17 protein-coding genes, 3 tRNA genes and 1 pseudogene are annotated in these 23,754 nt (G+C 61.4%); 16 read left to right on the top strand and 5 right to left on the bottom strand.

What is annotated here, in order from left to right; genetic code table 11:
* Nucleotides 1-3: 3 nt before the first annotated feature.
* Both ONG87_RS13705 and ONG87_RS13700 read right to left on the bottom strand, forming a co-directional pair.
* Entirely contained in the window at nt 4-849 is an 846-nt protein-coding gene (locus ONG87_RS13705; RefSeq protein ID WP_185794471.1) for an ABC transporter permease, read from the bottom strand.
* Nucleotides 846-1,871, bottom strand: a complete 1,026-nt coding sequence (locus tag ONG87_RS13700) for an ABC transporter ATP-binding protein (RefSeq protein WP_264381434.1) — start codon at nt 1,869-1,871, stop codon at nt 846-848. The genes ONG87_RS13705 and ONG87_RS13700 overlap by 4 nt, the downstream gene beginning before the upstream one ends.
* Nucleotides 1,872-2,103: 232 nt before the next feature.
* Between ONG87_RS13700 and ONG87_RS13695 the strand changes: the two genes are divergently transcribed.
* Nucleotides 2,104-2,934 carry an IclR family transcriptional regulator gene (locus ONG87_RS13695; RefSeq protein WP_264381433.1) on the top strand — a complete coding sequence of 277 codons (831 nt, stop codon included), beginning with the start codon at nt 2,104-2,106 and terminating at the stop codon, nt 2,932-2,934.
* Nucleotides 2,935-2,958: 24 nt separating this feature from the next.
* Here ONG87_RS13695 and ONG87_RS13690 read toward each other — a convergent pair.
* Nucleotides 2,959-4,743, bottom strand: a pseudogene (locus ONG87_RS13690) (sigma-54-dependent Fis family transcriptional regulator); the annotation flags it as partial.
* Nucleotides 4,744-4,999: 256 nt separating this feature from the next.
* Between ONG87_RS13690 and ONG87_RS13685 the strand changes: the two are divergent.
* The 6 genes from ONG87_RS13685 to ONG87_RS13660 are packed head-to-tail and all read left to right on the top strand — an operon-like array spanning nt 5,000 to nt 10,937.
* Nucleotides 5,000-6,094, top strand: coding sequence for an ABC transporter ATP-binding protein (locus ONG87_RS13685; protein WP_122476025.1), 1,095 nt, complete (start codon nt 5,000-5,002; stop codon nt 6,092-6,094).
* Nucleotides 6,094-7,191, top strand: coding sequence for an ABC transporter ATP-binding protein (locus tag ONG87_RS13680; RefSeq protein WP_122476023.1), 1,098 nt, complete (start codon nt 6,094-6,096; stop codon nt 7,189-7,191). The genes ONG87_RS13685 and ONG87_RS13680 overlap by 1 nt, the downstream gene beginning before the upstream one ends.
* A complete protein-coding gene (locus ONG87_RS13675; protein WP_122476022.1) occupies nt 7,188-8,054 on the top strand; it encodes a carbohydrate ABC transporter permease in 867 nt (288 codons plus the stop codon). The genes ONG87_RS13680 and ONG87_RS13675 overlap by 4 nt, the downstream gene beginning before the upstream one ends.
* Before the next feature lie 7 nt (nt 8,055-8,061).
* Nucleotides 8,062-8,862, top strand: coding sequence for a carbohydrate ABC transporter permease (locus ONG87_RS13670; RefSeq protein WP_122476020.1), 801 nt, complete (start codon nt 8,062-8,064; stop codon nt 8,860-8,862).
* Between the two features lie 10 nt (nt 8,863-8,872).
* Entirely contained in the window at nt 8,873-9,145 is a 273-nt protein-coding gene (locus ONG87_RS13665; protein ID WP_122713756.1) for a DUF2160 domain-containing protein, read from the top strand.
* Between the two features lie 46 nt (nt 9,146-9,191).
* Nucleotides 9,192-10,937 (top strand): ABC transporter substrate-binding protein, encoded by a 1,746-nt coding sequence (locus tag ONG87_RS13660; protein ID WP_122713755.1) that lies wholly within the window; start codon nt 9,192-9,194, stop codon nt 10,935-10,937.
* Between the two features lie 175 nt (nt 10,938-11,112).
* Here the strand turns inward: ONG87_RS13660 and folD are convergent, their stop codons facing one another.
* Nucleotides 11,113-11,967 carry a bifunctional methylenetetrahydrofolate dehydrogenase/methenyltetrahydrofolate cyclohydrolase FolD gene (gene folD, locus ONG87_RS13655; protein ID WP_122476016.1) on the bottom strand — a complete coding sequence of 285 codons (855 nt, stop codon included), beginning with the start codon at nt 11,965-11,967 and terminating at the stop codon, nt 11,113-11,115.
* A gap of 290 nt (nt 11,968-12,257) precedes the next feature.
* On the opposite strand from folD, the gene ONG87_RS13650 reads away from it, so the two are divergent.
* The 3 genes from ONG87_RS13650 to ONG87_RS13640 all read left to right on the top strand — a co-directional run bounded on the left by ONG87_RS13650 (nt 12,258) and on the right by ONG87_RS13640 (nt 12,593).
* Nucleotides 12,258-12,334: transfer RNA gene (locus ONG87_RS13650), tRNA-Arg, on the top strand.
* 41 nt (nt 12,335-12,375) lie between these two features.
* Nucleotides 12,376-12,451 (top strand) — tRNA-His (locus ONG87_RS13645).
* Between the two features lie 57 nt (nt 12,452-12,508).
* Nucleotides 12,509-12,593 (top strand) — tRNA-Leu (locus tag ONG87_RS13640).
* Between the two features lie 85 nt (nt 12,594-12,678).
* Here ONG87_RS13640 and ONG87_RS13635 read toward each other — a convergent pair.
* Nucleotides 12,679-14,847, bottom strand: coding sequence for a GAF domain-containing protein (locus tag ONG87_RS13635; protein ID WP_192053282.1), 2,169 nt, complete (start codon nt 14,845-14,847; stop codon nt 12,679-12,681).
* 312 nt (nt 14,848-15,159) lie between these two features.
* On the opposite strand from ONG87_RS13635, the gene tig reads away from it, so the two are divergent.
* From tig to ONG87_RS13605, 6 genes are all read left to right on the top strand, one after another.
* Nucleotides 15,160-16,470, top strand: a complete 1,311-nt coding sequence (tig, locus tag ONG87_RS13630) for a trigger factor (RefSeq protein ID WP_192102324.1) — start codon at nt 15,160-15,162, stop codon at nt 16,468-16,470.
* Nucleotides 16,471-16,561: 91 nt separating this feature from the next.
* Nucleotides 16,562-17,203, top strand: coding sequence for an ATP-dependent Clp endopeptidase proteolytic subunit ClpP (clpP, locus tag ONG87_RS13625; protein WP_122476013.1), 642 nt, complete (start codon nt 16,562-16,564; stop codon nt 17,201-17,203).
* Between the two features lie 104 nt (nt 17,204-17,307).
* Nucleotides 17,308-18,594: an ATP-dependent Clp protease ATP-binding subunit ClpX gene (clpX, locus tag ONG87_RS13620; protein WP_122476011.1), complete on the top strand. Its 1,287-nt coding sequence runs from the start codon at nt 17,308-17,310 to the stop codon at nt 18,592-18,594.
* 151 nt (nt 18,595-18,745) lie between these two features.
* Nucleotides 18,746-21,142: an endopeptidase La gene (gene lon, locus ONG87_RS13615; protein WP_192058147.1), complete on the top strand. Its 2,397-nt coding sequence runs from the start codon at nt 18,746-18,748 to the stop codon at nt 21,140-21,142.
* Between the two features lie 143 nt (nt 21,143-21,285).
* Nucleotides 21,286-21,558 carry an HU family DNA-binding protein gene (locus ONG87_RS13610; protein WP_049858847.1) on the top strand — a complete coding sequence of 91 codons (273 nt, stop codon included), beginning with the start codon at nt 21,286-21,288 and terminating at the stop codon, nt 21,556-21,558.
* Nucleotides 21,559-21,729: 171 nt separating this feature from the next.
* Nucleotides 21,730-23,604 carry a SurA N-terminal domain-containing protein gene (locus tag ONG87_RS13605; RefSeq protein WP_264381432.1) on the top strand — a complete coding sequence of 625 codons (1,875 nt, stop codon included), beginning with the start codon at nt 21,730-21,732 and terminating at the stop codon, nt 23,602-23,604.
* The last annotated feature ends 150 nt before the right edge of the window (nt 23,605-23,754 follow it).

The raw sequence follows: 23,754 nt of genomic DNA, 5'->3' as shown, positions 1-23,754 counted from the left end.
CGATCATTCCCCCAGGGCTTTCTTGTAGCGACCTTCGACCAGTCGGTTCCAGGACAGCATGATCAGCAGATTGGCCAGCAACAGCGCCACGGCAATGGTTGCGCCCATGGGCCAGTTGAGTTCCGACAGGTACTGGTCGTAGACCACCGTGGCGACCATCTTCAAGCGGCGCCCGCCGAGCAGCCCGGGAATGGCGAACGAGCTGGCCGCCAGACCGAAGACGATCAGCGTGCCCGACAGCACGCCGGGCATGATCTGCGGCAGCACCACCAGGCGCATCACCTTGGCCTGGCTTGCGCCCAGCGATTGCGCCGCCTGCTCGGCAGCCGGGTCGAGCTTCTGCAGCGAGGTCCAGACCGGAATGATCATGAACGGCAACATCACATGCACCAGAGCCAGAATCACCGCGAAGGGTGTGTAGAGCATTTTCAGCGGCCGCCCGCCCAGCGCTGCGATAGCCTGATTGATCAGGCCATCGGCGCCCAACAAGAGGCTCCAGCCAAAGGCGCGCACCACCACCGAAATCAGCAGCGGGGTCAGGATCAGAATCAGGAAGATCGAGCGCCACGGCGTGCCCATGCGGCTGAGGATGTAAGCCTCCGGGACGCCGATCACCACGCACAGCAAGGTCACCAGAGCGCTGATCCAGAAGGTCCGCCAGAAAATCTCGTAGAAATAGCCGTCGCTGAGCAGGGCGGCGTAGTTGGCCAGCGTGTAGCTGTCGCTCTTGACCCCCACTTCGTAGTCGAACAGGTTGAACGACAGCACCAGGGTCAGCCCCAGCGGGACGATCAGCAGACCGACGAACAGCGCCAGCGCCGGCGCCGACAGCAGGTATCCGCGGCTCATGCGCAGGCCTCGCTGGCGAGCACGCGAAGCAGCTCGCCCGGCCAGTCCAGGCCGACAGTGACGCCGGTGGCCAGCGGTGCGCTGCCATCGTTGCGACGCACCACGGTGATCTCGCCGAGCACCGTTTCCAAGCGGTACAGCCACTGGCTGCCGAGAAAATAGCGGGTCACGATACGGCCCTGGATGCGCCCATCACCGGCGTTGCAGAAATCGATCTTCTCCGGGCGCAGGCTCAACATCAGTTCGCCTTCCCCGGTCTGTGCCAAGACCTGGGGCTGGCCCAGCGCGTCGTATTCGCCGGGCAGCAGGTTGGCCTTGCCGACGAAACCGGAAATGAACGGCGTGCGCGGGTGCTCGTAGAGCTTGTAGGGCTCGTCGATCTGGGTGACCTGACCGGCTTGCATCACCACCACCCGGTCGCTGATCGATAAGGCTTCGGCCTGGTCGTGGGTCACCATCAGCGTGGTGATGCCGACTTCACACTGGATGCGGCGAATCTCGAACTGCATTTCCTCGCGCAGGCTCGCGTCGAGGTTGGACAATGGCTCGTCGAGCAGCAGCACCGGCGGCTGGATCACCAAGGCCCGAGCCAGGGCCACCCGCTGGCGCTGGCCCCCGGACAGCTCGCGTGGGTAACGGTCGGCATGGGCGGTCAGGCGCACCAGCGCCAGCACCTGGTCGACACGGGTGCGGATGTCGCTGCTGTCAACCTTGCGCATCTTCAGGCCGAAGGCCACGTTGTCGCGCACGCTCATGTGCGGGAACAGCGCGTAGCTCTGGAACACCACGCCAAGGCCACGGCTGCTGGGTTTGGCGTGGGTGATGTCGCGGCCGTCGAGCACGATCCGGCCGCTGGTGACATCGACGAAGCCGGCGATCATCTGCAGCGTGGTGGTCTTGCCGCAACCCGAAGGGCCAAGCAGCGAGACGAACTCGCCCTGGCTGACGCTCAGGTCGGTCGCTACCACGGCCTGCACGGGTCCGTAGCGTTTGCACAGTGCTTGAAGTTCGAGAAAGGCCATGGCTGCGTTCCACCTGTCGTTGTCGGCCGCATGTGCGGTGCGTTGATCGAGGGCAGAGGCGAAAGGGGTCCTGCAATGGGGTGGCGCTCGTTCTGAGTCGGCTGCCGGCTATTGTTGGTCTCGCCCCGTGGACGCAGAGTAGGACGAAGACTAGGATGGCGAAAGCGCTTATTTCACTGAGCGGATGGTTATTTTCGGATTAATCCTTTCAATGAAATCGGATGAATAAAATATGAGTAACGATTCCACTGAGCGGAATTCAGAACCAGGTACAGGCGGTGTCTCCCGGTTGTTTGCCGTATTGCGTGGATTGTCGGCAGCGCCCACCGAGGGCGAGCGCGTCATCCAGCTCGCCGAGCGCATCGGCCTGTCGCAACCCACTACGCACCGCCTGTTGCGCGGGCTGGTAGAGGAGGGCATGGTCGAGCAGGATGTACGCAGCAAGCGCTATCGGCTGAGCCTGGAGTTCTTCGCCCTGGCCGCCCGCGCCGGCAATGGCAGCAACCTGCGCGAGCTGGCGCGCCCCAGCCTGCTGCGGCTGTCGGCGTCTTTGGGTGACTCGCTGTTTCTGCTGGCGCGCAGTGGTTTCGATGCCATCTGCCTGGACCGCAGCGAAGGGCCCTACCCGATACGCACCTTCACCGGCGACATCGGTGGCCGCGTTGCGCTGGGGGTAGGGCAAGGCAGCCTGGCGATCCTCGCGTTCCTGCCCGAAGACGAGCGCGAAACCGTGATCCACTACAACCTGCCCCGGCTCAGGGACCTGCACCTGTACGACGAGGTGCTGTTGCGTTCGGAAGTCGACAGCGTGCGCAAGCTTGGCTATGCCGCGCGCAACACCGGGGTGCTGCCCGGCATGGCGGGCCTGGCGGTGCCGATACTCGACCGCAACGGCCACGCGGTGGCGGCCCTCAGTGTAGCCACCATCAGCGATCGACTTGGCCCCGACCGTCTACCCACCGTGGTCGAACTGCTCAAGCGCGAAGCTGCTGCCATCGGCCCACGTCTGAACCCCTTCGACCCGACCCTGCGCAGGCCCTCGCAGACCTTCGGCAAGGTCTGAAGGGCCGCCGTGCCCGGCGTGCCCCTGTTCGCGCAGACGCTTGTAAAGCGTATTGCGGCTGACTCCCAGGCGCCTGGCCAGGCGCGAGATGTTGCCGTCGCTGGCCTGCAGCAGTTCGCCCAGGTCACTGACCTTGGCCAAGGTCAGCAGCGGGCGCGGCAAGGCCTGTTCCTGCGCCGGCAGCTGGCTCGCCTCGCGAAGAAAATCATCGGGCAGATGGTCCAGGCCTATCAGCTCCTCATCGGCCAGTACCAGCGCGACCTTGACCACCGCAGACAACTGACGCACGTTGCCAGGCCATGGGTGGGCCATGAATGCGGCCCACACCTCGGCGCTGAAACCGGCGCTCTGCTGGGGTTCGCGGTGCGACTCCCACACCTGTTCGATGAGCTCGCGCTTGTCGCTGCGCGCGTGCAGGGTCGGCAGGTGCAGGGTCATGCCAGCCAGGCGGTAGTAGAGGTCTTCGCGGAACAAGCCGGCCTGCACCCGCTGGCGCAGATCCTCATGGGTCGCGGAAATCAGACGAATGTCGACCGGTATCGGGTCGCCACAGCCCAGCGGCTGGATGCAGCGCTCCTGCAATACGCGCAGCAGCCGCGCCTGGGTCGGCAACGGCATGTCGCCGATCTCGTCGAGGAACAGAATGCCCTTGTCGGCCTTGCGCACCAGGCCAGGGCTGCCCTTCTGGCTGGCACCGGTGAAGGCACCACGCTCGTAGCCGAACAGTTCCGACTCCACCAGCTCGGCGGGAATCGCCGCACAGTTGACCGCAATCAGCGGGCACGACGCGCGGCTGCTGGCCCGGTGCAGGGCCTTGACCAGCACTTCCTTGCCGGTACCGGTGTCGCCGCGCAGCAGCAACGGCACGTCCTTTTCCAACAGGCGCAGACCCTGCTGCATGGCTTTGTCCAGGCGCGGGTCGGTGCCACGGTGCGCTGCAGCCGGCGCCGGGCACGGTAAAACCGGCTTCTTGAGCAGACACTGCAACCGGTTGCGCCCTGGCGGTTGCAGGGCGAACGTGCGCTCCGGCGGGTGGTCGAGCAGTGCCTGCGGCGTCAGTCGGAACACCTGCTGCACGGTCAACCCCGGAAGCTCGACACCCAGCAGGCTGTCGGCACGACGATTGGCCGCCAGCACGTGACCGTTGTCGTCGAACACCAGCAGTCCGGCCCATTGACTGTCGAGATTGTTGACTCCGGTATTGAAGATCAATTGGTGATGCCGGTCGGCAAAAGCCTCGAGAATCAGACGATTCTCCACCGTCTGGCTCATCATCTTCACCAGCCCGAGCGTGTGCGAAGGCGGCAGGTGACTGTCGCTGGAAACGTCCAGCACCGCGACCATTCGCCGTTGCGCGTCGAAGATCGGTGACGCCGAGCCGTTCATCAAGCGGTTGGCAAGCAGAAAGTGCTCGTCGGGCTCGACGTGCACGGCCTGGCGGCAGGCCAGCGCAGTGCCGATCGGATTGGTCCCGGCCGACGTTTCCAGCCAGGACGCGCCGGGGTCGAAACCTGCATGGCTGTGGGTAGCGCCCGGCTGCTCTCCCCACGACCTGAGCACGCGCGCCTGCGGGTCGGCCAGCCGAATCAGGCAGCGCGAATTGCCCAGGATGTGTTCGTAGTAGGGCAACACCTCGCGATGGGTGGTGTGCAGCAGCGCCTGGTGGCGTTCGAGCATCTGTTGCAGCGCGGCCCGTGGCAGCGGCTCGAAGCGCGGCGCGTGATGGTGCTCAAGCCCCGCTTCGCGACAGCGTGCCCAGGAGTCGTGGATGAGCCGGTCATGGGCAAGCATTGGATTGGATACGGACATGGTTCGAGTATCCCGGCACGCGGCCTTGTTGTTTTTGTTCATGCAGTGTTGTTCACGGTTGTTCATTGTCAATGCGCCAGGCGTTCATTTTTGTTCAGTGATGAACCCCGCTTGCCTGTGACACATACCCTCGAACCGTTTGGCTGGCGCTTTCAGCCTTGACTGGCGGCAATTGGCACGCTTATCGCTCTGGGTTTGCCAGCAATCGTACCGATGCGAAGCCGCAACCGCTTCCAATAATAAAAAAGGCGCCGCCATGTCCCTTGTGCTCGAGCAGGTCACTCGTCGTGTGGAAAACCAGCTGTACATCGACAATGCATCGCTGGTGCTGGAACCCGGTTCGTTCAATGTCCTCCTGGGGCGCACGTTGTCCGGCAAGACCAGCTTGATGCGCCTGATGGCCGGCCTGGACAAACCTGACCAGGGCCGGGTGTTGATGAACGGTGTGGACGTGACCGGCAAACCGGTGCGCCAGCGCAACGTCTCCATGGTCTATCAGCAGTTCATCAACTACCCGACCATGACCGTCTTCGACAACATTGCCTCGCCGTTGCGCCAGGCAGGCATGGCCCGCGAGCAGATCGAGGAGCGCGTGTTGCAGACCGCACGCATGTTGCGTATCGAGCCGTTCCTCAAGCGCCACCCGCTGGAATTGTCCGGCGGCCAGCAGCAGCGTACGGCCATGGCGCGCGCGCTGGTCAAGGATGCCGAGCTGATCCTGTTCGACGAACCGCTGGTGAACCTGGACTACAAGCTGCGCGAAGAACTTCGTTTCGAAATGCGTGAACTGTTCCTGACCCGCCATACCATTGCCGTGTACGCCACCACCGAGCCCAACGAAGCCCTGGCGTTGGGCGGCACCACCACCATTCTTCACGAGGGGCGGGTGATCCAGAGTGGCAGAACGCCGGAGGTCTACCACCGGCCAGCCACGGTGCTGGCGGCCGAGCTGTTTTCCGAACCGCCGATCAACCTGATCGAAGGTCGCATCGGTGGCCAGGAGGTCAGCTTCGCCAACTTCGTGCACTTCGCCCGCAATCTCGACCTGTCCGGGGTCCCCGATGGCGATTACCGCTTCGGCGTACGACCCAGCCACATCGGCCTGACACCCAGCAACGACGATGACCTGGAGCTGGCGGTCACCGTGGAACTTGCGGAAATCAGCGGCTCGGAAACCTTCCTGCACGTACGCAACGAGTACTTTTCGCTGGTGCTGCACCTGCCGGGCGTTCACGACTATGCGGTGGACGCAGCCATCCCGGTGTACATCCCGACCCACAAGCTGTTCGTGTTCCAGCTCGACGGGCAACTGGTCCAGGCCCCCGGCCTGCGTGTAGCGAGGGCTGCCTGATGGCCGAGATACGTTTGCAGCACCTGGCCCACAGCTACAGCGCCCACCCGGCGGGGCCCGAAGACTATGCCATCCGCGAGATGGATCACATCTGGGAGCAGGGCGGCGCCTACGCCTTGCTCGGCCCGTCCGGGTGCGGCAAATCGACCTTGCTCAACATCATTTCCGGGTTGCTCAGCCCGTCCCACGGGCAGGTGCTGTTCGACGGCAAAGTGGTCAACGAACTGCCGCCCGAGCAGCGCAACATCGCCCAGGTGTTCCAGTTCCCGGTGGTGTACGACACCATGACGGTATTCGACAACCTGGCATTCCCCTTGCGCAACCAGGGCAAGTCCGAGGAGCAGGTTCACGCTCGGGTGCAGGAAGTGGCCGAAGTGCTCGATCTGCAGCGCCTGCTGCAGCGCAAGGCGCGCAACCTCAGCGCCGACGAGAAGCAAAAGGTGTCGATGGGCCGTGGCCTGGTACGCGACGACGTCTCGGCGATCCTCTTCGATGAACCGCTGACGGTCATCGACCCGCACCTGAAATGGAAACTGCGGCGCAAGCTCAAGCAGATCCACGAGCAGTTCAACATCACCATGGTCTACGTCACCCACGACCAGCTCGAGGCATCCACCTTCGCCGACAAGATCGCGGTCATGTACGGCGGTCAGATCGTCCAGTTCGGCACCCCGCGCGAGCTGTTCGAGCGACCGGCGCACACCTTCGTCGGCTACTTCATCGGCAGCCCCGGCATGAACCTCGTCGATGTCCAGCCCGAGCGTGGCGGGGTCGGTTTCGGCGGCATTCATGTGCCCTTGTCGGAGGCCTTGCAGGCGCGCGTTGCCCAGGGCGGCTGGCAACGCCTGCAGATCGGCATCCGTCCCGAGTTCATCCGGGTCTGGGACGAAGGCTTCGAGGCGGCCCTGCACAGCGAACGGGTCCATCTGGAAGACCTGGGCACCTACAAGATCCTCACCCTGCTGCTCGGCGGCCAGACCTTCAAGGTGCGTTTGCCCGAGGACCGCACCGTGCCCGAGGGCACGGTGTTCATCAGCTTTCCCGCGCAGTGGCTGATGGTCTATGCCGATGACCGCCTGCTGGAGGTGAAGCCATGAACAAGGTTCAGAACAACAAGGCCTGGTGGCTGGTGCTGCCGGTGTTCCTGCTGGTGGCGTTCAGCGCCGTGATTCCGATGATGACCGTGGTCAACTATTCGGTGCAGGACATCTTCGACCAGTCCAGCCGCTACTTCGTTGGCGCCGACTGGTACCGCCAGGTCCTGCAGGACCCGCGCCTGCACGATTCGCTGCTGCGCCAGTTCATCTATTCGGGCTGCGTGCTGCTGATCGAGATACCCCTGGGCATCGCCATCGCCCTGACCATGCCGGCCAAGGGCCGCTGGTCGTCGCTGTGTCTGATCGTCATGGCCATTCCGCTGCTGATTCCGTGGAACGTGGTAGGCACCATCTGGCAGATCTTCGGCCGCGCCGACATCGGCTTGCTGGGCTACACGCTCAACGCCATGGGCATCAGCTACAACTATGCGTCCAACACCGTGGACGCCTGGGTCACGGTGCTGGTCATGGATGTGTGGCACTGGACTTCGCTGGTGGCGCTGCTGTGCTATTCGGGCCTGCGCGCCATCCCCGACGTGTACTACCAGGCGGCGCGTATCGACCGCGCCTCGAACTGGGCGGTGTTCCGGCACATCCAGTTGCCGAAGATGAAAAGCGTGCTGCTGATCGCGGTCATGCTGCGCTTCATGGACAGCTTCATGATCTACACCGAACCCTTCGTGCTGACCGGTGGCGGCCCGGGCAATGCCACCACTTTCCTCAGCCAGACCCTGACGCAGATGGCCGTGGGTCAGTTCGACCTGGGCCCGGCCGCGGCCTTCTCGCTGGTGTACTTCCTGATCATCCTGCTGGTGTCATGGCTGTTCTATACCGCCATGACCCACAACGACAAGCAAGGTTGAGGCAGCCATGAGCAAACGCAAACTGATCCCCCTGCTCCTGTACATCTTGTTTTTGCTGGTGCCCATCTACTGGTTGCTGAACATGTCGTTCAAGAGCAACGGTGAAATCCTCGGCGGGCTGACCCTGTTTCCCCACGAATTCACCCTGGCCAACTATCGGGTGATCTTCACCGATCCCAGCTGGTACACCGGCTATATCAATTCGCTGTACTACGTGAGCCTCAACACGCTGATCTCGCTCAGCGTCGCGCTGCCGGCGGCCTATGCGTTTTCGCGTTACCGCTTTCTAGGCGACAAGCACCTGTTCTTCTGGCTGCTGACCAACCGCATGGCGCCGCCTGCGGTGTTCCTGCTGCCGTTCTTCCAGCTGTACTCATCCATCGGCCTGTTCGACACGCACATCGCCGTCGCGCTCGCGCACTGCCTGTTCAACGTACCGCTGGCGGTGTGGATTCTCGAAGGCTTCATGTCCGGCGTGCCGAAGGAGATCGACGAAACCGCCTACATCGATGGCTACAGCTTTCCGAAATTCTTCGTGAAGATCTTCATGCCGCTGATTGGCTCGGGGATCGGTGTAACGGCCTTTTTCTGCTTCATGTTCTCGTGGGTGGAATTGCTGCTGGCGCGCACCCTGACTTCGGTCAATGCCAAGCCGATCGCAGCGGTGATGACTCGTACCGTTTCAGCCTCGGGCATCGACTGGGGTGTGCTGGCTGCGGCAGGCGTACTGACCATCGTGCCCGGCATGCTGGTGATCTGGTTCGTTCGCAACCATGTGGCCAAGGGCTTCGCCCTGGGCCGCGTATGAGGAGCCTGTGATGGAGTGGATGGCCTGGACTCTACCGACTGCCCTGTTCTTCGGCGCCATCGCGCTGTTGCTCGCTGGCATGACGTTCTACGAATTGCGCTCGCCCTGCACCGAGCGGCGCGGGTTCCTGCCGATCGCGACCACTCGCGGCGATCGGTTGTTCATCGGTCTTCTCGGTAGCGCCTACCTGCACCTGCTGGTGATCGGCGTTACCGACTGGAGCATCTGGGTTGCCTCGGCGCTGTCCCTGGTGTGGTTGCTGGCGGTAGTGCGTTGGGGCTGAGCCATGCGGATCTGCGCAACGCAAAAATTCCAAACAGGAGGTCACTATGTACAAGAACAACAACAAACTGCGACATAGCATTGCCCTGGCGACCGCGCTGGCGTGCGCGGGGCTAAGCGCCGCGGCATGGGCGGATGCCTATGAAGACGCGGCGAAGAAATGGGTGGGAGCCGAATTCAAGCCATCCACCCTCACGCCCGAGCAGCAGATGGCGGAGATGCAGTGGTTCATCGAGGCAGCCAAGCCGTTCCGCGGCATGAGCATCAACGTGGTGTCCGAAACCCTCACCACCCATGAATACGAAGCCAAGACACTGGCCAAGGCGTTCAGCGAGATCACCGGGATAAAGCTCACCCATGATCTGTTGCAGGAAGGCGATGTGGTCGAGAAGCTGCAGACGCAGATGCAGTCGGACAAGAACATCTATGACGGCTGGGTGAACGACTCGGATCTGATCGGCACCCACTTTCGCTACGGCAAGAGCGAATCGATCACCGACATGATGGCCAGCCCCGAGGGCAAGAAGGCCACCTCGCCGACCCTCGACCTCAAGGATTTCATCGGCATCTCATTCACCACCGCGCCCGACGGCAAGGTCTATCAACTGCCCGACCAGCAATTCGCCAACCTGTACTGGTTTCGTGCCGACTGGTTCGAACGCCCCGAGTTGAAGAAGAAATTCAAGGAAATCTACGGCTACGAGCTGGGTGTCCCGGTCAACTGGTCGGCCTACGAGGACATCGCCAAATTCTTCTCCGAGGACGTCAAGGAAATCGACGGCAAGCGCATCTACGGGCATATGGACTACGGCAAGAAAGACCCCTCGCTGGGTTGGCGTTTCACCGATGCCTGGTTCTCCATGGCTGGCGGTGGCGACAAGGGCCTGCCCAACGGCTTGCCGGTGGACGAGTGGGGGATTCGCGTGGAGGACTGCCATCCGGTGGGTTCCAGCGTGACCCGTGGCGGCGATACCAACGGCCCGGCGGCGGTCTATGCGACGCAGAAATACGTCGACTGGATGCGTGCCTACGCACCGCCCGAAGCTCAGGGCATGACCTTCTCCGAATCCGGCCCGGTACCGGCCCAGGGCAACATCGCCCAGCAGATCTTCTGGTACACCGCGTTCACTGCCGACATGACCAAGCCTGGCCTGCCGGTGATGAATGGCGATGGCACGCCGAAATGGCGCATGGCACCTTCGCCCAAGGGCCCGTACTGGGAGGAGGGCATGAAGCTGGGGTATCAGGACACCGGCGCCTGGACCTTCCTCAAGTCGACGCCCGAGAAGCAGCGCCTGGCAGCCTGGCTGTACGCGCAGTTCGTGACGTCGAAGACGGTGTCGCTGAAAAAGACCATCGTCGGCCTGACGCCGATTCGCGAATCGGACATCAATTCCCAGGCCATGACCGATCTGGCGCCAAAGCTGGGTGGTCTGGTGGAATTCTACCGAAGCCCCGCTCGCGTGCAGTGGACCCCGACCGGCACCAACGTGCCTGACTATCCGCGTCTGGCGCAGTTGTGGTGGAGCCACATTTCCGAGGCAGCCAGCGGCGAGAAGACCCCACAGCAGGCGCTCGATGGCCTGGCCAAGGATCAGGACGCGATCATGACCCGCCTGGAGCGCAGCAAGGTGCAACCCGTGTGCGGGCCGAAGATGAACCCCGAGCGCGACGCCCAGTACTGGTTCGACCAGCCCGGCGCACCCAAGCCCAAACTGGCCAACGAAAAACCGCAAGGTCAGACCGTGGGCTACGCCGAACTGGTCAAGTCGTGGGAGGACGCGAGAAAGTAGCCGCAGGTGCGGTCAGCGGCCGCGAAAGCCGCGCTGCGATTGGCCTGCCACACCGCGCTGTCCTTTTCGCGGCCACAGGCCGCTCCTACGGAAGATGGATACCCCCGCAGGCGCGGTCAGCGGCCGCGATAGCCGCGCTGCGGTGCATCGGATACAGCGCGCATCAGGGTTTACATCACTGGTGCAGCGTTTCTGCTGCATACAGGGTGTTTTCCAGCAGGCAGGCGCGGGTCATCGGACCTACGCCGCCTGGGACTGGAGTGATCCAGCCGGCACGGGGCAGGGCGGTGTCATACACCACGTCGCCCACCAGCTTGCCATCGGCCTGACGGTTGATGCCCACGTCGATCACGATCGCACCTTCCTTGATCCATTCGCCCTTCACCAGCCCTGGCTTGCCCGCGGCAACCACCACCAGATCGGCGCGGCCCACGTGGCCTGCCAGGTCCTTGGTGAACCGATGGGTCACGGTCACGGTGCAGCCTGCCAGCAGCAACTCCATGGCCATCGGTCGGCCAACGATGTTGGAGGCACCCACCACTACCGCGTCCATGCCATACAGATCCTGGCCAGTGCTTTCCAGCAGGGCCATGATGCCCTTGGGCGTGCACGGACGCAGCAACGGAATGCGCTGGGCCAGGCGGCCGACGTTATAGGGATGGAAACCATCGACGTCCTTGTCCGGACGGATGCGCTCGAGCAGCAGCGAGGCGTCCAGATGCTCGGGCAGCGGCAACTGCAACAGAATGCCGTCGATCTCGGTGTCGGCATTGAGCGTGTCGATCAGCGTCTCGAGCTCAATCTGCGAGGTGGTGCTCGGCAGGTCGAAGGCCCGGGAAACGAAACCGACTTCCTCGCAGTCCTTGCGCTTGTGCGAAACATAGACCTGGGAAGCGGGGTCGGTACCCACCAGAATCACCGCAAGGCCCGGCGTGCGCAGGCCTTGCCGACGACGCTCGGCAACCTGATGAGCGATCTGCCGACGCAGGTTGGCGGCGATCGTCTTGCCGTCGATAAGTTGTGCAGTCATGACGCGTGATTAACCATCGAAAAGGAATGAAAATGTGTGCGCATTCTCGCATGTCGCACGCCCAGGGCAAAGGCGCTTGCTTCGCGAAACCTCCTAAGCCCTTTAATTAAATGAATTTTTTTCAAAAAAGAGTTGACGACCCCAAGGCTCGCCTATAACATTCGTCGCACTTGTCGGGCAGGGCCTAGCACTGGTGAAGAAGGTAGAGCAAAACAGGCGGTTTCAAGGCTTGTTTGTCATCACCGACTGAAGCTCTGGATTTGTAATCTGCAAGGACTACAGACTCAAAAGCGCCCGTAGCTCAGCTGGATAGAGCATCCGCCTTCTAAGCGGATGGTCGCAGGTTCGAGTCCTGCCGGGTGCGCCATTAGGCAGCTTTGGCACAAGTAACGCAGTAAACGCAATATGGTGGGCGTAGCTCAGTTGGTAGAGCACAGGATTGTGACTCCTGTTGTCGTGGGTTCGATCCCCATCGTCCACCCCATATTCCGAAAGGCGCCCGATTCTTACCGATCCGGCGCCTTTGCTTTAAAAGCTACACGCGGACGTGGTGGAATTGGTAGACACACTGGATTTAGGTTCCAGCGCCGCAAGGTGTAAGAGTTCGAGTCTCTTCGTCCGCACCAACCCGTACAGTCAGGCCTAGGCCTGCTGCGCAACGTGAAAGCCGCCTTCGGGCGGCTTTTTCGTGTCTGCGTTTCAGTCGACGAGTCACGCCTCCACGGGCTGGACCATGCTGAAGGTGATGACATTGCCGTTCTGCTCGACGCTCAGGTTGCCACTGTGCGCAACTGCGATGGCCTGAGAAATGTACAGCCCGATCCCCAGGCCGTTCTTGTTGCGCAGGTTTTCACTGCTGTGCGGCTTGAACGGCTGGAACAGCGTCGACAGGCGCTCGGGGGCCACCGGGGTGGTCTGGTTGAGGACCGACAGCCGCGTGTTGTTTTGCTCCGTGCTCAAGCTGATCAGTACCGGCGTATCCGGCGTGCCATGGTAGCGGGCGTTGCCCAGCAGGTTGGTGATGACCTGCGCGTAGCGGTCCGGATCGACCATGGCGCGCACATCCGGTTGGATGCGTGCCTCGATGGTCAGGCCAGGGAAAGCCACCGCTGTCTCATCGACGATGCTTTCGACCAGCGCCGACAGATCGGTTTCAACCCGATTGACCATGATGCCGAGGCCGGACTGCAGGCGGCTCATCTCAAGGATCTGGCTGATCAGGCGTTCCATGCGACCACTGGAGTGGCTGATGTGCTTGCGCAGTTCGGTGTCGCGCGTCTCGCTCGAGGACAACATGGCCGCAGCCATGGAAATCGACTGCAGCGGATTGCGCAGGTCATGGCCGAGCATGGCGATCAGGCGCTGACGCATGCCATCGATCTCGCTGGCACGGCTCAGGCACAATTCGACCAGGTCGCGTCGCAGCTTCTCGGCAATGGTGATATCGGTATCGCCCCAGTTGGCCGAACGCCCACGCACCACTTCTTCCCAAGCCTCGAAGGAGCCCCGTGGCGTCAGGCGTGGCCCGGACGGCCCGACCTTGATGATTTTCTCCGGCTTGCCGCCCCAGCGCACATTGTTGATTTCTTCCTTGCGCAGCCACATCACCCAGCCCGATTCCTGGCGATGGAAACGGACCGCCAGAATGCCGCAGTAGCCGCTGGTATTGCGTTCGCTTTCCGAACCCTGCCAATTGTCGGTGTGGAAGACCTCGAGGTTCGGGTCCTGCTCGACGTGCTCCAGCACCTGGCGACACAGTGGGTCGAAGTGCCCGCCGATGCTTTGGGTGCGACCCGACATGACCACTGCGGCGCCATCGCAGGGTATCAGCGCGGCAATGTTGTCCGGCTCGCCCGCCAATGCACTGACCAGGTCTTCGGAGTCGCGCGCCAGGGTCATGAGTTTTTGTTGCTGGTCGCTCGCCTGCTTCAAGGTCTGGGTGGCCAGGTTGTGCTCCAACCGCTCGACCAGCGCGCTGCACACCTGCGAGATGACCTGAAAAGACATGCGCAATGGATGCGCCATCGTCTTGGGTGCCATGTGATGGCAGGAGAACAGCCCCCACAGCTTGCCGCCGACGACGATCGACACGCTCATCGAGGCGCGCACGCCCATGTTGGTCAGGTATTCGCAGTGAATCGGCGAAACGCTGCGCAGGGTGCTGAAGCTGAGGTCGAACGGCTGGCCGGTCCGTGGATCCAAGGACGGCGTCAACGGCGCTGGCGCATAGGCCACGTCGGCGATCAGGCGAATCGGGTTGAGTATATAAAGCAGGCGTGCCTGGGCAGGGATGTCCGATGCCGGGTAGCGCTGGCCCAGGTAGCTCTCGAGGTCTTCGCGGTGGGCCTCGGCGATGACTTCGCCAGACAGGTCGGGGCGAAAGCGGTAGGCCATGACCCGGTCAAAACCTGTCATGTTGCGGATCTCAGCCGTCACACGGCTCAGCAGTGCGTCGATGTCATGGCGGTTCTGCATCTGGCTGATGATGCGCTGCGCGTACAGGGCGAACTGGCTGAACGAGCCGCTGGCGGTGCGACGCGGTTCGAACTCTAGGTACAGGACCTGCAGATGGCGATGGGCAACCACGTCGAACAGGCGGCCGAGCAGGACGCTCTCGACGCTGTTCGCCCAGTGATCACTGCTGGCAAGGCCCTCGGCGATCAAGGCCAGGGCATCGGCACCCAGCAGTTCGCTGTTCGGGGTAGTGCCCGGCAATACATCCAATCCGGTGATGGCCATCAGGTTGGCGCTGCGAGTCAGCACGCGACCTTCGCCGTCCAGTGCGATCAGCGCGCCGTGAGGCTGAATGGCCCCGGGCCGATGAATGGGCTCGTCCTCGCAATTGGCGAGGGAGACCGGCGTGTCAGGGCTTATGGCCATGAGGGTCCTGCAAGAATAGAGGTTGCTACGGGAAGCGACAGAATGGCCGAGATCTCCACGTGGAAGTGCAAGGTAATGGCTTTATCCTTTGCATAGGATACCAGCGAGCCTGAGATTATCTTGCAAAACTTGTCCGTCAGGGCATTTGCAGGCCTGGGCCAGCCTTCTTTTGCTGCCGTTTGACGGTTTCTTCAGCGACTTTGTGCGCATCCATGTGCATAGGGTGACTTCTTGAGTTCGAGCCTCTAGAATGCTTGCCCTTGATCTGGGGTCGGAAATGGCCGGCTAACGTCTGTGCAACGAGGAAAATCCATGCAAGTTTCTGTTGAAAACACTTCCGCTCTCGAGCGCCGCATGACCATCGGCGTTCCCGCCGAGCGCATCGAGGCCGAAGTCAACAAGCGTCTGCAACAGACCGCCCGTAACGCCAAGATCCCGGGCTTCCGTCCAGGCAAGGTGCCTATGAGCGTCATCCGTCAGCGCTACGAGGCTGACGCGCGCCAGGAAGCCCTGGGCAACGTCATCCAGGCTTCCTTCTATGAAGCCGTGGTCGAGCAGAAGCTCAATCCAGCCGGCGCACCCGCCGTCGAGCCGAAAGTGTTCGAGAAGGGCAAGGACCTGGAATACATCGCCACCTTCGAAGTGTTCCCCGAGTTCGAAGTCGGCGCGTTCGACAGCATCGAAGTCGAGCGTCTGAGCGCCGACGTCGCCGACAGCGACCTGGACAACATGCTCGAAGTGCTGCGCAAGCAGAACGTACGCTACGAGCAGACCGATCGCGCCGCGCAGACCGAAGACCAGCTGAACATCGACTTCGTCGGCAAGATCGAAGGCGAAGAGTTCTCCGGTGGTTCCGCCAAAGGTACCCAGCTGGTTCTGGGTTCGGGCCGCATGATTCCTGGTTTCGAAGACGGCCTGGTCGGCGCCAAGGCCGGTGAAGAGAAGGTCCTGAACCTGAGCTTCCCCGAGGACTACCAGAACCTCGAGCTGGCCGGCAAGGCCGCCGAGTTCACCGTCACCGTCAACAGCGTTTCCGAAGCCAAACTGCCAGAGCTGAACGAAGAGTTCTTCGGCCAGTTCGGCATCAAGGAAACCGGTCTCGACGGCTTCCGCGCCGAAGTTCGCAAGAACATGGAGCGCGAGCTGCGTCAGGCAATCAAGGCCAAGATCAAGAATCAGGTCATGGACGGTCTGGTATCGACCAACCCGATCGAAGTGCCCAAGGCGCTGCTCGACAACGAAGTCGACCGTCTGCGCGTTCAAGCCGTGCAGCAGTTTGGCGGCAACATCAAGCCTGACCAATTGCCGGCCGAGCTGTTCACCGAGCAAGCCAAGCGTCGCGTCGTGCTGGGCCTGATCGTTGCCGAAGTGGTCAAGCAGAACGAACTCAAGCCGGACGAAGCACGCGTGCGCGAGCTGATCCAGGAAATGGCCTCGGCCTACCAGGAGCCTGAGCAAGTTGTATCGTGGTACTACAAAAATGATGAGCAGCTGAACGAAGTCCGTTCGGTTGTGCTGGAAGAACAAGTTGTGGATACTGTTCTGCAGAAAGCCAAGGTGACCGACAAGTCGGTCTCTTACGAAGAAGCGGTCAAGCCGGCGGAAGCAGCACAAGCCGAGTGATCGTTCTCTGAGGTTCGAAAACACCATAAGCCAGCCTTCGCGCTGGCTTATGCGTATTCAAGACATGACTATTTGGGAGTGAGTGCGAGACATGTCCCGCAATTCTTATATTCAGCAGAGCTCTGACATCCAGGCCGCAGGCGGCCTGGTCCCGATGGTTATCGAGCAATCGGCTCGTGGCGAACGTGCGTACGACATCTACTCGCGCCTGCTCAAGGAACGAGTGATCTTCCTGATCGGCCCTGTGGAAGACTACATGGCCAACCTCGTCGCCGCGCAGTTGCTGTTCCTTGAGGCGGAAAACCCGGACAAGGACATCCATCTCTACATCAACTCACCAGGCGGGTCGGTGACGGCAGGGATGTCGATCTACGACACCATGCAGTTCATCAAGCCGGACGTGTCCACCACCTGCATCGGCCAGGCCTGCAGCATGGGCGCGTTCCTGCTTGCCGGTGGCGCCGCGGGCAAGCGTCACTGCCTGCCCAACTCGCGCATGATGATTCACCAGCCGCTGGGCGGTTTCCAGGGCCAGGCCTCGGACATCGAGATCCATGCCAAGGAAATCCTGTTCATTCGCGAGCGTCTCAATTCGCTGCTGGCGCACCACACCGGCCAGAGCATCGAGACCATCGAGAAGGACACCAACCGCGACAATTTCATGAGCGCCGAGCGTGCGGTCGATTACGGTTTGATCGACTCTGTGATGTCCAAGCGCAACTTGCCCGCCTAAGCAGCCAGATGGGGGTGGTGGCCATGTCAGCCACCTGTGGGCTTGAAAAAGCCCGCAATAGCCTTCATCTTGTGTTGCAAGCCTATCGGATTTGGATCGATCGAATGACTGACACCCGCAACGGCGAGGACAACGGCAACAAGCTGCTCTATTGCTCCTTCTGTGGCAAAAGCCAGCATGAAGTGCGCAAATTGATTGCCGGCCCCTCGGTCTTTATCTGCGACGAGTGCGTCGACCTGTGCAACGACATCATCCGCGAGGAGGTGCAGGAAGCCCAGGCCGAGAGCAGCGCGCATAAATTGCCCTCGCCCAAAGAAATAAGCGGCATCCTGGATCAGTACGTGATTGGCCAGGAGCGCGCGAAGAAGGTTTTGGCGGTAGCGGTGTACAACCACTACAAGCGCCTGAACCAGCGTGACAAGAAGAACGACGACGTCGAGCTTGGCAAGAGCAACATCCTGCTGATCGGCCCGACCGGTTCGGGCAAGACCTTGCTGGCTGAAACACTGGCTCGCCTGCTCAACGTGCCGTTCACCATCGCCGATGCCACCACCCTGACCGAAGCCGGTTACGTGGGGGAGGACGTCGAGAACATCATCCAGAAGCTGCTGCAGAAGTGCGACTACGACGTAGAGAAAGCCCAGATGGGCATCGTCTACATCGACGAAATCGACAAGATTTCGCGCAAGTCGGACAACCCGTCCATCACCCGTGACGTTTCGGGCGAAGGCGTGCAGCAGGCGCTGTTGAAGCTGATCGAGGGCACCGTGGCCTCGGTACCGCCGCAAGGTGGTCGCAAGCATCCTCAGCAGGAGTTTCTGCAGGTCGACACGCGCAACATCCTGTTCATCTGTGGTGGTGCATTTTCCGGCCTGGAAAAAGTCATCCAGAATCGCTCCACCCAGGGTGGTATCGGTTTCGGTGCCCAGGTGCGCAGCAAGCAGGAAGGCAAGAAGGTCGGCGAGTCGCTGCGTGAAGTGGAGCCGGACGATCTGGTCAAGTTCGGGCTGATCCCCGAGTTCGTCGGTCGTCTGCCGGTTCTGGCAACGCTGGACGAACTGGACGAAGCGGCACTGATCCAGATCCTTACCGAACCGAAGAACGCGCTGACCAAGCAGTACGGCAAGTTGTTCGAAATGGAAGGTGTGGATCTCGAGTTCCGCAGCGACGCCTTGAAGTCGGTTGCCCGTCGTGCGCTCGAGCGCAAGACCGGTGCGCGAGGCTTGCGCTCGATTCTCGAAGGCGTTCTGCTCGACACCATGTATGAAATTCCTTCGCAGACCGATGTAAGCAAAGTGGTCATCGATGAGAGCGTGATCGAAGGGACGTCCAAGCCGCTGTTGATCTACGAAAACAGCGAGCCGCCGGCGAAGGCTGCACCCGACGCCTGATCGACAATCTGAGCTGGAACAAGGAAGGGGCCTACGGGCCCCTTTCGTTTTTCAGACAGTGAACTTGTTTTTTGCGGGGCGAGCCCCCACATTGAAGGCATGCTCAATTCCATCTGTTTACGGCCTTCGGGGCCGCTGTAGAGGCGAAATCATGAAGACAACCATCGAATTGCCTCTCCTGCCATTGCGTGATGTCGTCGTCTATCCGCATATGGTTATCCCGCTGTTTGTGGGTCGTGAGAAGTCCATCGAAGCCCTCGAGGCGGCGATGTCTGGCGAAAAGCAGATCCTTTTGCTCGCGCAGAAGAATCCCGCCGATGATGATCCAGGTGAGGACGCCCTGTACCGTGTTGGTACCGTTGCCACCGTTCTGCAGCTGCTCAAGCTGCCTGACGGCACCGTCAAGGTGCTGGTCGAAGGCGAGCAGCGCGGCAGCGTCGAGCAGTTCCTGGAGATCAACGGCCACGTTCGCGCCGAAGTGCAATTGATCGACGAAGTCGATGCGCCGGATCGCGAGTCCGAAGTGTTCGTGCGCACGCTGCTGGGTCAGTTCGAGCAGTACGTGCAGTTGGGCAAGAAGGTCCCTGCCGAGGTGCTGTCCTCGCTGAACAGCATCGATGAGCCTGGCCGCTTGGTCGACACCATGGCCGCGCACATGGCGCTGAAAATCGAACAGAAGCAGGAGATCCTCGAGATCATCGAGTTGCCGGCGCGTGTCGAACACGTACTGGCACTGCTGGATGCCGAGATCGACCTGCTGCAGGTCGAGAAGCGCATTCGCGGGCGGGTCAAGAAGCAGATGGAGCGCAGCCAGCGCGAGTACTATCTGAACGAGCAGATGAAGGCCATTCAGAAAGAGCTGGGCGATGGCGAGGAAGGGCACAACGAAGTCGAAGAGCTGAAAAAGCGCATCGACGCGGCGGGCCTGCCCAAGGACGCCCTGGCCAAGGCCACGGCCGAGTTGAACAAGCTCAAGCAGATGTCGCCGATGTCTGCAGAAGCAACGGTGGTGCGGACTTACATCGACTGGCTGGTGCAGGTGCCTTGGCAGGCGCAGAGCAAGGTGCGCCTCGACCTGGCACGCGCCGAAAGCATTCTGGATGCCGATCACTACGGGCTCGAAGAGGTCAAGGAACGCATCCTCGAATACCTCGCCGTGCAGAAGCGCGTGAAGAAAATCCGTGGCCCGGTGCTGTGCCTGGTCGGGCCTCCCGGTGTGGGCAAGACCTCCCTGGCCGAATCCATCGCCCATGCCACCAACCGCAAGTTCGTGCGCATGGCCTTGGGCGGTGTTCGCGACGAAGCCGAGATTCGCGGTCACCGTCGTACCTACATCGGTTCGATGCCTGGTCGTCTGATTCAGAAGATGACCAAGGTGGGTGTCCGCAATCCGCTGTTCCTGCTCGACGAGATCGACAAGATGGGCAGCGACATGCGCGGCGATCCGGCCTCGGCGCTGCTGGAAGTGCTCGATCCAGAGCAGAACCATAATTTCAACGATCACTACCTGGAAGTCGACTACGACCTTTCCGACGTGATGTTCCTGTGCACCTCGAACTCGATGAACATTCCGCCGGCGTTGCTCGACCGGATGGAAGTGATCCGTCTGCCCGGCTACACCGAAGACGAGAAGATCAACATCGCGATCAAGTACCTGTCGCCCAAGCAGATCGAAGCCAACGGCTTGAAAAAGACCGAAGTCGAGATCGACGTCGAGGCGATCCGCGATATCATTCGCTACTACACCCGCGAAGCGGGCGTGCGAGGCCTGGAGCGTCAGATCGCCAAGATCTGCCGCAAGGTGGTTAAGGAACATGCACACCTGAAGAAATTCACCGTCAAGGTCACCGCCGAATCGCTGGAGCACTTGCTGGGCGTGCGCAAGTTCCGCTACGGCCTGGCCGAGCAGCAGGACCAGGTGGGTCAGGTCACCGGCCTTGCCTGGACTCAGGTGGGCGGCGAGTTGCTGACCATCGAGGCTGCCGTGGTTCCCGGCAAGGGCCAGCTGATCAAGACCGGTTCGCTGGGTGACGTGATGGTCGAGTCCATCACGGCGGCGCAGACGGTGGTACGCAGCCGCGCCAAGAGCCTGGGTATCGCGCCGGACTTCCATGAGAAGCACGACACGCATATCCACATGCCCGAAGGCGCCACGCCCAAGGACGGTCCGAGTGCAGGTGTGGGCATGTGCACTGCGCTGGTCTCGGCACTGACCAAGATTCCGGTGCGCGCCGATGTCGCCATGACCGGCGAGATCACCCTGCGTGGCCAAGTATTGGCCATCGGTGGCCTCAAAGAGAAGTTGCTGGCGGCGCATCGTGGTGGAATCAAGACTGTAATCATCCCTGAAGAAAACGTGCGCGATCTCAAGGAAATTCCCGACAATATCAAGCAGGATCTGCAGATTAAACCTGTTAAATGGATTGACGAAGTCCTGCAAATTGCGCTGCAATACGCGCCTGAGCCCTTGCCCGATGTGGCTCCCGAGATTGTCGCCAAGGATGAGAAACGCGATACCGATTCCAAGGAACGAATCAGCACGCATTGAGCCTTGATTTGACTGGGTGGCTTTCTTGACAGTTTTTTAGAGCCCTTGTTATAAAGCGGCACTTGCTGTCTCGACAGCCACCCGGCGCACGTTTCACCACATACTTAGAAACAACTCAAAATATCGATATAAGGGGACTTATAGTGAACAAGTCGGAACTGATTGACGCAATCGCCGCATCTGCTGATATCTCCAAGGCTACAGCTGGCAAGGCGCTGGACGCCGTGATCGAATCCGTTACGGGCGCCCTTAAATCCGGTGATTCGGTTGTGTTGGTAGGTTTCGGTACGTTCTCCGTGACTGATCGCCCGGCGCGCACCGGTCGCAACCCGCAAACCGGCAAGGCGCTGGAAATCGCGGCTGCCAAGAAGCCCAGCTTCAAAGCCGGTAAAGCCCTGAAAGAAGCTGTCAACTAAGCTTCGGCCACGCCTTTGCTGCCTGCTGCCAGGCCATGCCGGCAACAGGAGTGGAGCTGAGCAAGCTCCGCGAGTTACGAGAAGGCGCATCCTCGGATGCGCCTTTCTTCTATCCGGATTCCTATTACTCTCCGCGGTCGCTCTATCTGTACGACCGTTTTCGGGGGATGCATGCTGCAGAACATCAGGGATAACTCCCAGGGCTGGATTGCCAAGACCATCATCGGTTTGATCATCGTGTTGATGGCGCTTACCGGTTTCGACGCGATCTTCCAGGCCGCCAGCCACAGCCAGGACGCTGCCAAGGTCAACGGTGACGAGATCACCTTGAACGAGCTCAGCCAGGCCACCGAGATGCAACGTCGCCAGCTGATGCAACAGCTGGGCAAGGATTTCGATCCGGCCCTGCTCGACGACAAGATGCTGCGCGAAGCGGCCCTCAAGGGCCTGATCGACCGCAAGTTGCTGCTGCAAGGCGCACATGACGCCAAGTTCGCCTTCTCCGAAGGCGCGCTCGACCAGATCATGCTGCAGACACCGGAATTCCAGGTTGACGGCAAGTTCAGCGCCGAACGTTTCGACCAGGTCATCCGCCAGATGGGTTATGGCCGTTTGCAGTTCCGCCAGATGCTTTCCGAAGAGATGCTCATCAGCCAGCTGCGCGCCGGCCTGGCAGGCAGCAGCTTCGTGACCGACGAGCAGGTTGCTGCTTTCGCCCGTCTCGAGAAGCAGACCCGCGATTTCGCTTCGTTGACCTTCAAGGCTGACCCGTCGGCGACCAAGGTGACCGACGAGGAGATCAAGGCGCACTACGACGAGCACGCCAAGGAGTTCATGAGTCCCGATCAGGTGGTCATCGACTATGTCGAATTGAAGAAGTCTTCGTTCTTCGACCAGATCACCGTGAAGGACGAGGATCTCCAGGACGCCTACCAGAAAGAGATCGCCAACCTGTCCGAGCAGCGCCGTGCCGCGCACATCCTGATCGAAGTCAACGACAAGCTCGATGACGCGCAGGCCAAGGCCAGGATCGAGGAAGTCCAGGCGCGCCTGGAAAAGGGCGAGGACTTTGCCAAGCTGGCCAAGGAAGTCTCACAGGACCCAGGCTCGGCCAACAATGGCGGCGATCTCGGCTTCGCCGGCAATGGCGTGTACGACCCGGCGTTCGAAACGGCGCTCAATGCCTTGAGCAAGGGCCAGGTGTCGGCGCCGGTGCGCACCGATTTCGGCTGGCACCTGATCAAGCTCGAAGACGTGCAGGCGCCGGACGTACCGACCTTTGCCAGCCTCAAGGCCAAGCTCACCAGCGACCTCAAGACCCAGGAAGTGGAACAGCGCTTCGTCACCGCCACCAAGCAGTTGGAAGACTCGGCGTTCGAAGCCTCCGACCTCGGTCAGCCGGCCCAGGAGCTGGGCCTCAAGGTGCAGACCTCCGAGCCATTCGGCAGGGACGGCGGCAGCCAGGGCGTCACGGCGAGTCGCGCGGTGGTCCAGGCTGCGTTCAGCCCCGAAGTGCTGGAAGAGGGTTCCAACAGCGCTGCGCTCGAGCTGGATCCGGAAACCATGGTCGTGGTGCGTGTGAAGGAGCATCGCAAGCCTGCGCAGCTGCCGCTGGAAGCCGTATCCGGGCCGATCCGTACCGAGTTGGCCAAGCAGCACGCTGCAGCCCAGGTGAAGGCCAAGGGCGAAGCGTTGCTGGCCGGTTTGCGTGACGGCAAGGTGCCGTTGGCGGCCCGTCAGGACGGGCAGTCGTGGAAAGTGCTGGAGGCGGTTACCCGCGGTCAGGACGGCATCGAGCCGGCCGAGCTGCAGGCGCTGTTCCGCATGCCCAAGCCACAAGCCAAGGAGAAGCCCGAATTCACCAGTGTGTCGCTCAAGGATGGCAGCTTCGTGATTCTGCGCCTGGACGGCGTGAACGAGGCGGCAGCACCCAGCGATGAAGAGAAGACCCAGTATCGCCGGTTCCTGGCGTCGCGCATGGGGCAGCAGGATTTTGCCGCGTATCGCAAGTTGCTGGAAACCAAGGCGGACATCACCAAGTATTGAGGTGATGGATGTTTGAACAAAAGGCCGCGTATGCGGCCTTTTGTTTGTCCAGGCATCGGCGGCGCCCTTTCGCGGCCGATGACCGCTCCTACGGAGATTTCTGAATCTCAGGTAAAAAAACGCCGCTCGAGGTGAGCGGCGTTTTCTTCG

Origin of the sequence: Pseudomonas sp. MM227 (assembly GCF_947090715.1) — a bacterium.
GTDB classification, from domain to species: Bacteria; Pseudomonadota; Gammaproteobacteria; order Pseudomonadales; family Pseudomonadaceae; genus Aquipseudomonas; species Aquipseudomonas baltica.
The sequence above is the reverse complement of the archived record's forward strand: the minus strand, read 5'-3'. Positions and strand labels throughout refer to the sequence as shown.

Coding starts and splice junctions, on each gene's coding strand:
- ONG87_RS13705 (WP_185794471.1), bottom strand. CDS start 849: ATGAGCCGCGGATACCTGCTGTCGGCGCCGGCGCTGGCGCTGTTCGTC.
- ONG87_RS13700 (WP_264381434.1), bottom strand. CDS start 1,871: ATGGCCTTTCTCGAACTTCAAGCACTGTGCAAACGCTACGGACCCGTG.
- ONG87_RS13695 (WP_264381433.1), top strand. CDS start 2,104: ATGAGTAACGATTCCACTGAGCGGAATTCAGAACCAGGTACAGGCGGT.
- ONG87_RS13685 (WP_122476025.1), top strand. CDS start 5,000: ATGTCCCTTGTGCTCGAGCAGGTCACTCGTCGTGTGGAAAACCAGCTG.
- ONG87_RS13680 (WP_122476023.1), top strand. CDS start 6,094: ATGGCCGAGATACGTTTGCAGCACCTGGCCCACAGCTACAGCGCCCAC.
- ONG87_RS13675 (WP_122476022.1), top strand. CDS start 7,188: ATGAACAAGGTTCAGAACAACAAGGCCTGGTGGCTGGTGCTGCCGGTG.
- ONG87_RS13670 (WP_122476020.1), top strand. CDS start 8,062: ATGAGCAAACGCAAACTGATCCCCCTGCTCCTGTACATCTTGTTTTTG.
- ONG87_RS13665 (WP_122713756.1), top strand. CDS start 8,873: ATGGAGTGGATGGCCTGGACTCTACCGACTGCCCTGTTCTTCGGCGCC.
- ONG87_RS13660 (WP_122713755.1), top strand. CDS start 9,192: ATGTACAAGAACAACAACAAACTGCGACATAGCATTGCCCTGGCGACC.
- folD (WP_122476016.1), bottom strand. CDS start 11,967: ATGACTGCACAACTTATCGACGGCAAGACGATCGCCGCCAACCTGCGT.
- ONG87_RS13635 (WP_192053282.1), bottom strand. CDS start 14,847: ATGGCCATAAGCCCTGACACGCCGGTCTCCCTCGCCAATTGCGAGGAC.
- tig (WP_192102324.1), top strand. CDS start 15,160: ATGCAAGTTTCTGTTGAAAACACTTCCGCTCTCGAGCGCCGCATGACC.
- clpP (WP_122476013.1), top strand. CDS start 16,562: ATGTCCCGCAATTCTTATATTCAGCAGAGCTCTGACATCCAGGCCGCA.
- clpX (WP_122476011.1), top strand. CDS start 17,308: ATGACTGACACCCGCAACGGCGAGGACAACGGCAACAAGCTGCTCTAT.
- lon (WP_192058147.1), top strand. CDS start 18,746: ATGAAGACAACCATCGAATTGCCTCTCCTGCCATTGCGTGATGTCGTC.
- ONG87_RS13605 (WP_264381432.1), top strand. CDS start 21,730: ATGCTGCAGAACATCAGGGATAACTCCCAGGGCTGGATTGCCAAGACC.